Origin of the sequence: Kitasatospora sp. NPDC050463 (assembly GCF_040655255.1) — a bacterium.
Taxonomy (GTDB): Bacteria; Actinomycetota; Actinomycetes; order Streptomycetales; family Streptomycetaceae; genus Kitasatospora.
Map to the genome: position 1 here is coordinate 1 of NZ_JBFAJO010000147.1, position 8,939 is coordinate 8,939.

General features: G+C 68.0%; 12 protein-coding genes and 3 pseudogenes. 8 read left to right on the forward strand and 7 right to left on the reverse strand.

Annotated features, from left to right (window positions below):
- Positions 1 to 121: 121 nt before the first annotated feature.
- From AB0J08_RS40070 to AB0J08_RS40080, 3 genes are all read right to left on the reverse strand, one after another.
- A complete protein-coding gene (locus tag AB0J08_RS40070) occupies positions 122 to 535 on the reverse strand; it encodes a nuclear transport factor 2 family protein (protein WP_360644628.1) in 414 nt (137 codons plus the stop codon).
- A gap of 274 nt (positions 536 to 809) precedes the next feature.
- On the reverse strand, positions 810 to 1,001 hold the full coding sequence (locus AB0J08_RS40075) for a hypothetical protein (RefSeq protein WP_360644631.1): 192 nt from the start codon (positions 999 to 1,001) through the stop codon (positions 810 to 812).
- A gap of 97 nt (positions 1,002 to 1,098) precedes the next feature.
- Entirely contained in the window at positions 1,099 to 1,482 is a 384-nt protein-coding gene (locus AB0J08_RS40080) for a cupin domain-containing protein (protein WP_360644634.1), read from the reverse strand.
- 146 nt (positions 1,483 to 1,628) lie between these two features.
- On the opposite strand from AB0J08_RS40080, the gene AB0J08_RS40085 reads away from it, so the two are divergent.
- The gene (locus AB0J08_RS40085; protein ID WP_360644637.1) at positions 1,629 to 1,904 is read left to right on the forward strand and encodes a peptide deformylase; all 276 of its coding nucleotides are present in this window, start codon (positions 1,629 to 1,631) and stop codon (positions 1,902 to 1,904) included.
- Positions 1,905 to 2,047: 143 nt separating this feature from the next.
- On the opposite strand, the gene AB0J08_RS40090 is transcribed toward AB0J08_RS40085, so the two are convergent.
- From AB0J08_RS40090 to AB0J08_RS40100, 3 genes are all read right to left on the reverse strand, one after another.
- The gene (locus AB0J08_RS40090; protein WP_360644640.1) at positions 2,048 to 2,284 is read right to left on the reverse strand and encodes a hypothetical protein; all 237 of its coding nucleotides are present in this window, start codon (positions 2,282 to 2,284) and stop codon (positions 2,048 to 2,050) included.
- A gap of 67 nt (positions 2,285 to 2,351) precedes the next feature.
- Positions 2,352 to 2,567, reverse strand: a complete 216-nt coding sequence (locus AB0J08_RS40095) for a helix-turn-helix domain-containing protein (RefSeq protein ID WP_360644643.1) — start codon at positions 2,565 to 2,567, stop codon at positions 2,352 to 2,354.
- A gap of 97 nt (positions 2,568 to 2,664) precedes the next feature.
- Positions 2,665 to 3,348 carry a hypothetical protein gene (locus AB0J08_RS40100; protein WP_360644646.1) on the reverse strand — a complete coding sequence of 228 codons (684 nt, stop codon included), beginning with the start codon at positions 3,346 to 3,348 and terminating at the stop codon, positions 2,665 to 2,667.
- Positions 3,349 to 3,584: 236 nt separating this feature from the next.
- Here AB0J08_RS40100 and AB0J08_RS40105 point away from each other — a divergent pair.
- Both AB0J08_RS40105 and AB0J08_RS40110 read left to right on the forward strand, forming a co-directional pair.
- Positions 3,585 to 3,800, forward strand: a pseudogene (locus AB0J08_RS40105) (transposase); the annotation flags it as partial.
- A 20-nt stretch (positions 3,801 to 3,820) separates the two neighbouring features.
- Positions 3,821 to 4,357: pseudogene (locus AB0J08_RS40110) on the forward strand (Tn3 family transposase); the annotation flags it as partial.
- A gap of 142 nt (positions 4,358 to 4,499) precedes the next feature.
- Here the strand turns inward: AB0J08_RS40110 and AB0J08_RS40115 are convergent.
- Complete coding sequence (locus tag AB0J08_RS40115; RefSeq protein ID WP_360644649.1) at positions 4,500 to 5,024, reverse strand: CGNR zinc finger domain-containing protein; 525 nt, start codon at positions 5,022 to 5,024, stop codon at positions 4,500 to 4,502.
- Between the two features lie 26 nt (positions 5,025 to 5,050).
- Between AB0J08_RS40115 and AB0J08_RS40120 the strand changes: the two genes are divergently transcribed.
- From AB0J08_RS40120 to AB0J08_RS40140, 5 genes and pseudogenes are all read left to right on the forward strand, one after another.
- A complete protein-coding gene (locus AB0J08_RS40120; protein WP_360644652.1) occupies positions 5,051 to 6,313 on the forward strand; it encodes an MFS transporter in 1,263 nt (420 codons plus the stop codon).
- 642 nt (positions 6,314 to 6,955) lie between these two features.
- Complete coding sequence (locus AB0J08_RS40125; RefSeq protein ID WP_360644655.1) at positions 6,956 to 7,903, forward strand: ISL3 family transposase; 948 nt, start codon at positions 6,956 to 6,958, stop codon at positions 7,901 to 7,903.
- A gap of 80 nt (positions 7,904 to 7,983) precedes the next feature.
- Positions 7,984 to 8,271 (forward strand): hypothetical protein, encoded by a 288-nt coding sequence (locus AB0J08_RS40130; RefSeq protein ID WP_360644658.1) that lies wholly within the window; start codon positions 7,984 to 7,986, stop codon positions 8,269 to 8,271.
- Between the two features lie 75 nt (positions 8,272 to 8,346).
- Positions 8,347 to 8,616, forward strand: a complete 270-nt coding sequence (locus AB0J08_RS40135; RefSeq protein ID WP_360644661.1) for a hypothetical protein — start codon at positions 8,347 to 8,349, stop codon at positions 8,614 to 8,616.
- 94 nt (positions 8,617 to 8,710) lie between these two features.
- Positions 8,711 to 8,848: pseudogene (locus AB0J08_RS40140) on the forward strand (integrase core domain-containing protein); the annotation flags it as partial.
- Between the last annotated feature and the right edge of the window lie 91 nt (positions 8,849 to 8,939).

Sequence of the window (8,939 nt, forward strand, 5' to 3'; positions counted from 1 at the left end):
CAACCTTGCCAAGCGCATAACGGATGAAACCACACCAGCCTGGCGAGGAACCTACTAGAACATAAAGGGCAAACTACTCTCACCAAATGCCCTCTCAGACGTCTATGGCGCCTGTCTGTAGTCAAGCTCGTCTCTGGTCGGCCGGCCCACCCGCCAGCCGCCGTACCGTCTCATCGATGTCCTCGTCGGTCTGCTCTGTCTCCTCCATGTAGAGCCGTCCCCATGCCGCAGATCCAGCGTGAACACCCATGACAGTCACTCCTCTCATGTCGAGGATGGAGCCATCCAGCCGGGTTCCATGCCAGTGCCACTCGGCCCACTCAGTGCCTTCGGTCACTGCCGTTCCCAGCAGTTCCGCCTGGATGTCGGGCACCTCGCGAAAGAACGCCGACCAGTTCTTGCCCACCTGCGCGCGGCCGCTGAATGTCCGGGCCGGATGGGCAGGTTGCATGCTCTGATAGTCAGGGGCGAAGCACGACATGAACGCGTCCAGATCGTGCGCATTGATCGCCTGACGAAGCCGTTCGGCCAGCACTGTCGTCTCCCTTGCCCAGTCACTCTTGACACAGACAGGCCGCCACGCCCGTGGCGTCAAGCCTCAGGGGCGTCGAGACCAACCGCCATTGCAGTGCGCCGTTGGCGGGATGGAACCTGATGGTTTCGGTCGACGCCGCGTTGAGCCTGGTCTACCGGTCTTACCGCGCCAGCTCCACCGTGATGGGCTCGTTGGCGCAGCCGGCCGCCAGCCGGTGCAGGGTGTCCTGCTCCCGCTGGTCGATGGTCAGCACCCAGCGCGTCTTCGGCACGGCTCAGTCGGTGATGTAGGTGCAATGGTCGCTGGGCATCGGCAGCGAGTCGCTGACGTCCTTGTCGGCCTTCTGGCGGTTGGAGCGGCCGGTGACTGCGATCAGGTCGCGCGGCTCGTCCAGGTCGTTGGCGTAGCGCTGTCGCTCCAGCGGCGTCCAGGCCGACGCTCCGACTGGCGGGGAGCGCCATTCCAACCGTGCTGTATTCCGGCTTCGGCGATCCATGGAACCTGGATACCGGTGATACGGCCAGCAGCCTGCAGCCGCCTGTTCAGGGCGGCCGTGGCCGGGCCTACGGCGTACCGCCCTGCTGACGGCTCATCCACTCCTCGATTGCCCGCTCGGTCCTGGCGAGTTCCTCGCTCGGGCTGAACTGCAGCAGCTCGGTGCCGGCGTCCACGTACGGCCGGTGGCCCGGCGGCTGGTAGAACGCGTCACCAGCCTCGTACACCTCCTCCTGGTCCCCGGAGGTGAAGCGCACACGTCCGGCGATGACGTAGCCCCAGTGCGGACACTGGCACGCCCCGCCAGGCAGTGCCTGCAGCGGCCCGTCAAGGTCGGCGTCGGCTGCGAAGGACACGAATTCGACGGTGTACCCCTTCATCTCCTCGCGGCGGTCGGTCACCGGCCCGAATTCCTGGACCTTCGTCGCGGACTGTTTGGATACCTTTGGCATTGCTGTGGCTCCTCTCCGTGATGACTCCGAGACGTCCCGTCGTTTCGAGTCGACCACTTCGCGCAGTGGGGCGCATCCGAGGAGGACGGCCGAGCACCTGGCCTTCGAGGACTCGCAGACAGGCGTTCTCCTGCCACCCACCGCTGGTGCTGACCCGCATCATCTTGCTCAACCCCGAAGTCACTGCCGTCTCCGACGAGACCGACGAGCCGAACGAGGGCTGCCTGAGCTTCTTCGACGTCCGCGGCATGGTGCCCCGCCCGCTCCGGATGGACGTCACCGTCACTGCCTTGGACGGCAGTGTCACCACCATGACGTACGAGTTCGGCCTGGCCCGCCTGATCGCGCACGAGATCGACCACCTCGGGCAACATGCTCTACACCGACCGCATGCGTCCGGGCGTTCACCCGATCCCCGTTGAGGAGTACCGAGGCACCGGGACGTCCTGGACCTAGTGACGGCTGGTGCCCCGGCCACATCTTCGAGTAAGTGCCGTACGAGCCGATGCGGGCGTACCGGGACGAACAGCTTGCATAGGGCGTCTGAGCTGGTGCGGATCCGCCGTTAGCTGATGGAGCGGGCGCCCTCGATGAGCCCCATGCGGGCCTCGTTCAGGGCTTCAGTTTGCTTGATCAGATGGTCGACGGCGTTTGTCACCAGGGCCACCTCGGCCGGCGTCGTCCAGCCCGGCCGGTGGATGATCTTGAGCAGCTCCTCGTGAGGGTCGTTGGTCACGGACTTGGTCACCGTGATGAGGTGATGAATCCGCTGCTCCAGGTGAGCCAGCTGGTCCTTCTCCATGGCGTGCCCAACTCCTTCGGTCGTAGTGGCACAAGCAGGCCATACCTACCCAAAGTTGTCCGCTCCGTCAGAGGGCCGAACGGGTGGCGTCGGCTGGCTTCGTCACGGCTCCAAGCGCCACCCCGTTCGGTCCCCGCTCCCGCCACTGCCGGCGCCAGCGTTCAACGGATCGCTCACTGACCCGCAGCGCGGCGGCGATCTCCTGGTTCTTCTCCCCGCCCTGGAAGCGGACGACGGCCTGCAGCCGGATTCGCTCGCGCGCGGCCCTCCCGGCGTCGGTCAAGCCGCCGCCCTGCGCGTACCTCACAGGTCAGGCATACCGAAGCCATCCACCGCCTGTCAGGCGAACGGCCCCCGACATCACCCGGTTAAGTTCAGTATCACCACGACTCCTGTGCATCGACGACATCCGGATGAGGAGGCAGCGCGCCGGAGTAGTTCGGGAGGCCGAAGGCAGGATTGATGCCCAGGGCGAGTTCTCGGCCGCCCCGGATTAGCACATGAGAGGGGCCTCCTATGTACTCGTTCTCCACGTAGTAGCGGGTCCGGGTATAGGCAGCCTCGATCGCGTTGTGGAGTGTCACCAGGTCCAGCGCCTCCGGGCCCTCTTGGACGCCACCGGTCAGGCCGTCTACGAGGGTCTCGGTGAAGGGGTCCGCCATCGGCCAGAAACTCGACGTTTCGGCGGCCATCAGGGATGGAGCGGGGGCTGTGCCGGTGAACCGGGTCGTGGCTATGGCTGCGTAGTCGCAGTCGAGGATGACGGCGGGACGAGCCGCTTGACTGTTGCTCATGATCTCGGCGACGGCATCGAGGTCGACGCTGGTGTCGGCCGGGTGCTGCTGATCGGTGTCCGTCACGCCGAAGGCGAGCCCCCCATCGTGAGTGAAGCCGAGCCCGGCGTACCAGAACAGCAGCACGTCCGACGCGGCCTCGGCGGCGTGCCGCAGGGCGTCGAGCACGGAGGCCGGGCGCTCCGGGCCGAGCAGCAGTGTGGTGTTCTTCCAGTGGAACGCTCCGCCGGGACCGGGGGAGGTGAGCGCCTGTGCCAGGCGGGCGGTCAACTCCTCCGGCTGCCTGAGGGATGGCCGGAGGCGCAGGCCGGCGTTGGATCCGACGAGCACCGCGCGGGAACGCTCACGGTCGGGCAGGAGGGCGTGGCGCGGTTGTACCGGAGGCACTGGCATAGAGGCTCCTCACAGGGCGATTCAGCGCAGGACAGTCGGAACGCCTCCGAGGATCCCGTACACGAGGCCGCAAGGGCGAGCCGAAGGGCTTCGCCTGGCGTGACTTCCAGGACCTGATCGTCCGTGCCCGCATCCAGCTCGGCGGACCGATCGTGCTCGTCTGGGACAACGCCCGCATCCACCTCGTGCCCCCACTGCGGGAGTTCTTCGCCAAGAACGACGACTGGCTGACGGCGCTCCAACTACCCACCTACGCAACGGACCTCAACCCACAGGAGGGCATCTGGTCGCTGGTCAAGCGAGACATCGGCAACCTCGCTGCTGCCAACCTCGACCAACTGACCCGCGCGGTTCGCTGGTCACCAACCAGGTGCGGGCCTATGACCCTGCTGCGGATGTTCGGCAACCATGGACGAACCGACGCCGCTGGGGCAGGCGTTCGCCGAGTACGGGCGCATCGCCAAGACCCTGCACCTGCTCCAGGTCGCCGACCCGGTCGATGACACCCACCGACGGCAGATAGGCAAGCAGCTCAGCGTCCAGGAGTCCCGCCACACCCTCGCCCGGGACCTGTCACGGCAAGCGGGGCACCATCCATCAGGCATACCGAGACGGCATGGAGGACCAACTCGGCTTGCTGGGACTGGTGCTGAACGCTGTCCTGCTCTGGACGACGAAGTACATCGACGCCGCGGTCGCCCAGCTGTGTGCCGAGGGCCACGAGAGCAGCGATGAGGATGTCGCCCGCCTGTCCCCGCTGAAGTTCGAGAACCTCAACGTCCTGGGCCGCTACAGCTTCACCCCCTCCACCCCGCCCCAGGGCCTGCGCCCACTGCGCGACCCGGACGCGCCCGAGCTGGACGAGGACGACGACGCCCTGCACTGACCGGGCTACGCGGTGCCCTCGATCTCGGCCCGCAGCTGAGCGGCGAGGGCGCGGGATTCCTCCGCCTGGACGGCAGCTTCGGGGCCGCCCGGTTAGCCAGAGGCGGAAGCGGGGACACCTATGAAACGACCTCGGCGACTGGTCAGGCGACCGCGGCTCGCGCCCGGTGCCTGCGGACGGCGTCGCGATTGGCGCAGCGCTGCGAGCAGTAGCGCTGTCGTGCGGTGCGCGAGGTGTCGGCGAAAGCCTTGCCGCACTCGATCACCTCGCAGCGCCGCAGCCGGTGTATGCCCCGGCCCGCCAGATGCAGTGCGGTACCGACCGCGAACAGCGTGAGCAGTACGGAGCCGAGCGGCTGGTCCGCGTCCCGATAGTGCAGGTGCCAACCGGTACCGGGATGGGAGGCCAGCCGCGGGTAGGCGGCGGCCTCGGCCAGCATCCGGTTCAGCAGATCGGCGCGCTCCTGCTCTCCGGCGGCGTCGACGATCCGCTCCCAGGCGTCCAGTGCGGCCTGGGAGCTGACGAGATCGTCCGCTGTCACCCGACGCTCCAGCATGAGCCCGGCGGCGCGGCAGCGGTCTGCCAGCTCATCCGCGCTCTCGGGTCGGCGGTTGGCCAGGTCCGCGGCCAGGTTCACCGCATCTTCGCCGTAAGGGTTGAGCTGCATAAGGCTATTACAACAATGTGGTCGCCATGACGCAACAAACCGTCGGACGCGCCGGATCCCAGGCCCGCGACCCGTGGCGCTATCGCTGGATCGTGCTGGGCATTGCCACCTTCACCCAGGCTGCGTCCGGCTTCTTCGTGGGCGGCATCGGAGCGCTCGGCGTCCACCTGCAGAGCGCCCTGAACCTGAGCACGGCGCAGCTGGGTCTGCTGGTTTCGGCGGCCCAGTTCGTGCCGCTGGTTGGGCTGTTGGTGGCCGGCGAGTTGCTGGACCGCTACAGCGAGCGCTGGGTGGTCGGGATCGGGGCAGGCGTGGTCGCGCTGGCTCTGGGTGCGGGGAGCCTGGTGTCGGGATACACGGCCCTGTTGGTCGTACTCCTGGTGGTCGGTACGGGGTACAGCACCGTCCAGCCGGGCGGGAGTAAGTCGGTGGCATCCTGGTTCGACGCGTCACAGCGCGGCTTCGCGATGGGTATCCGGCAGGCCGGTCTGCCGCTGGGTGCGGCGCTCGCCTCGGCCGTACTCCCGCTCGTCGCTGAGGGGTTCGGTTGGCGGGCGACGCTGCTGACTGGCGGCTTCGTCGCGCTGCTGGGAGCTGGCCTCTTCATGGGCTGCTACCGCCAGCCGCCTGCCGTGCCTGCCCCGCGGAGCAAGGAACAGTCAGAAGCGCTCGCGGCGCAGCTTCGCGCCCGGCTACGAATGCTGAGTGAACCGTCCATGGTGAAGATCATGCTGTCGGGGACCAGCTTGATCTCGGTGCAGTGCGGCGTGGGCATCCTGACGGTGCTCCACCTTCACCAGGCGTCATCGGTCGGCACCGGAAAGACAGCCCTGATCCTGGTGGCATCCCAGGGCGCGGGCGTTGCGGGCCGGATATGCCTGGCGGCCTGGAGCGACCGGAGCAGTTCCGGGCGCTATGCCGTTGTGCTGGTCTGCATGGTCGCTGTGATCGCCGGGCTGGTCGTGCTGATGACACCGGCCGGGCGGGCACCGGTCGTCGCTTCCGGCGTCTTTGTCTGGCTCGGCTTCTTCGGGTTCGGCTGGTATGGGCCGTGGGTCGCCTACGTCACCGAAGCGGCCCCGCCGGGCAAGACCGGCTTCGCCCTGGGTCTGGCCATGTCCATCAACCAGATCGCCATCGTCACAGTGCCGCCCGTGCTCGGCCTGCTGGTCGACCTCACCAGCAGCTTCACCCCGGCGTGGGCAGTGCTGTCCCTGCTGACCGTCGTCGCCCTGGCGGTCACGGCCGAGGCGGAACTCCGCACTTGCCGACGTGTCTCGGACCATTGACCGACCCGCACCAATACGGGTAACGGCCGCCACACACCATGGGGGAAGTCACAGTCACGACCTCGCGCAGGCGGGCCAGGACGTTGGTCTCAGTGGGAAGGTCAAGGCCGAGAGCAGCGGCCATTCGGCCCCGCCGAACAGCCAGGTCGGGCATGTCCTCCATGTACTCGGCGGCCAGCTCACCGCTCTCCTCGGCAGTAAACGCTCGGCAGGTCGCGCCACCAGGGCGCGACAAGGAGGAGCCGCAGGAGTTCCGGCAGGCCGATGGCGACCAGCGCCGCGCCACCTTCGGAATCCGCGTACAGGACCGGACGTTCCTCCCCGCCATCGCCACAGAAGAAGTAGGTGCCCCCGGCTCTATCACCCGCGAAGCCCTCCAGAGCCGCGCCCGACGTGAAGTGGACGTCCTCGCCATGATCTCCCCGGTCGAGGTCAGAGTCGCCAGGCCAGGAGGCGGGAAGCTGTGGACGGTCACGCAATTCCCCAGGCTGTCATCCCGTCGTTCCGGAGGGGTGTCCGGGGGCCAGTGTGTCTGAAGGCGGCCCGAACTTGTCGGCAGCGGGTGAAACGGGTTCAGGCACGGGTTTCGTGAAGTCGATCGTGCTTCCGTGCGCCGGGGGACGCTCCGTCATCTTCAGCCGGATGCTGACCGAGTGTGATGACATCTTCCTTCTGCTCCCGCATCTCGCGCGGGTGCGGGTCGAGTGCATAGAGGTACGGGACGGCCGAATGGTGATCGAGGCGTCCACACCGCAGGGCGGGTTCGTGTCCTGTCCCGACTGCGGAGTGGCGTCCGGCCGGGTGCACAGCCGGTACGGTCGGCACCTGGCGGACGCGCCGTGCGGCGGGCAGGGCGTCGTGATCGAGCTGTCGGTGCGCCGGCTGTTCTGCGGCAACAGCGCGTGTCAGCGGGTGACGTTCGCCGAGCAGGTCGAGGGGCTGACCTGCCGCTATGGTCGGCGTACGCCCGTCCTGCAGCGGATGCTCGCGGCGCTGGGTGTGGTCCTGGCGGCCCGCGCGGTGGCGCGTCTGGGGCTGCCGCTCGGCATCGTCGCCAGCCGGATGACGGTCCTGCGCCTGGTCATGGCGCTGCCGGACCCGCTCTGGGCGGCCCCGAGGGTGGTGGGCATCGATGAGTTCGCGACCAGGAAGGGCCGCCGGTACGGCACCATCCTGGTCGACTGCGAGACGCGTCAGCCCCTGGATCTGCTGCCCGACTGCGACGCGGACAGCGTCGCCGGCTGGCTGCGTGAGCACCCCGGCGTAGAGATCATCTGCAGAGACCGCGCGACGGTGTTCGTAGGCGGCGCCCCGGACGCCCAGCACTGCGCGGACAAATGGCACGTCTGGCACAACCTCGCCGAGGCCGTCGAACGCCTCGTCTCGCGCCATCGTGCCCTGCTGCGCGGCCTGGTCGAACCCCAACCGCCCGGACCGGAGCCCGAGCCCGAGCGGCCGGTTCCAGTGCCCGCAGCCGTTGGGAGTGCCACGGTCGGCGATGCGCCGCCCGAGCCTACCCGCAGGGGAGGTTCCTCGACCGGCTCCGCGACCCCCACGCCGCGGTCCGCGCCCAGGTCGAGCAGGGCCTGAGCCTGCGCGAGGACGCCCGACGCCTCGGCCTGGGGCGCAACACGGTCCGCAAGTACGCCCGCGCGGCCAGCCCCGAGGCGATGCTGCACGGCCAGTGGCAGAACCGGACCAGCAAGCTCGACCCGCATCGGCCCTACATCGAGCAGCGGATCGCCGAGGGCTGCACGAACCTGGCCCGACTCCACGGTGAGCTGCGCGAACGTGGCGCCCGCTGCAGCGACAGCACCCTGCGGGACTACGTCCGTCCCCTGCGTCCCGAGCGCCGGGCCGGGGGGAACACACCACCGATGGCCTGGCCTCCCTCGCCCCGTCAGGCCGCCCGCTGGATCATGGGCCACCCCGATTACCTGCGCGAGGACGACCAGTAGCAGCTCAAGGCCCTGCTCGCATGCTCACCCGAGCTCACGGCGGCCGCCAGCCACGTCCGAACTTTTGCGTCCATCATGACCAACCGAGAGGGAGAACGGCCGCCGCACTGGATCGCCGACGTTTGCGCGGATGAACAGAGCGGCCTGGCCGGCTTCGCCGCCGGACTGATCCCCGACCTCGACGCCGTCGTCTTCGGTATGAGCACCGACTGGTCACCCGGCCCGGTCGAGGGCCGCGTCAACGACCTCAAGGCCCTCAAGCGCGGCATGTTCGGTCGAGCGAAGCCGCCCTTGCTCCGGAAAGGACTCCTCATCGTCGCGGCCAGCCGCCGACACAGACCGTGACAACCTACTGATCGGCTTCACGAAATCCGTGCCTGAACCGTGAAACGAGGACCACGAACGGCGGATCAAAAGCGGGCAGCTCTGCGATCTCTTCAACATCCACCTGTTCTGGTCCCTGACCCACGCCAGGGTCACCATCGGCGACTGGAAGGAGGAGTACAACCACGACCGGCCGCACTCATCGCTGGGCTACCGAACCCCACGTGCCTACGCTGCGATCTGTACCCACTAGGGCCTGTGTGATGTTGTGATCAGCTGGTGGTCGGCAGGAGATCGTCGACCCAGATCATTGAGGCGCGAAGGTGGAGGCCGGCGAGGTAGCT

Bases quoted from the DNA above. Each gene is read 5' to 3' on its own strand.
- AB0J08_RS40115 (WP_360644649.1), bottom strand. From the start codon at position 5,024: ATGCAGCTCAACCCTTACGGCGAAGATGCGGTGAACCTGGCCGCGGAC.
- AB0J08_RS40130 (WP_360644658.1), top strand. From the start codon at position 7,984: ATGCTGCACGGCCAGTGGCAGAACCGGACCAGCAAGCTCGACCCGCAT.
- AB0J08_RS40090 (WP_360644640.1), bottom strand. From the start codon at position 2,284: ATGGAGAAGGACCAGCTGGCTCACCTGGAGCAGCGGATTCATCACCTC.
- AB0J08_RS40125 (WP_360644655.1), top strand. From the start codon at position 6,956: ATGCTGACCGAGTGTGATGACATCTTCCTTCTGCTCCCGCATCTCGCG.
- AB0J08_RS40135 (WP_360644661.1), top strand. From the start codon at position 8,347: ATGACCAACCGAGAGGGAGAACGGCCGCCGCACTGGATCGCCGACGTT.
- AB0J08_RS40080 (WP_360644634.1), bottom strand. From the start codon at position 1,482: ATGCCAAAGGTATCCAAACAGTCCGCGACGAAGGTCCAGGAATTCGGG.
- AB0J08_RS40120 (WP_360644652.1), top strand. From the start codon at position 5,051: ATGACGCAACAAACCGTCGGACGCGCCGGATCCCAGGCCCGCGACCCG.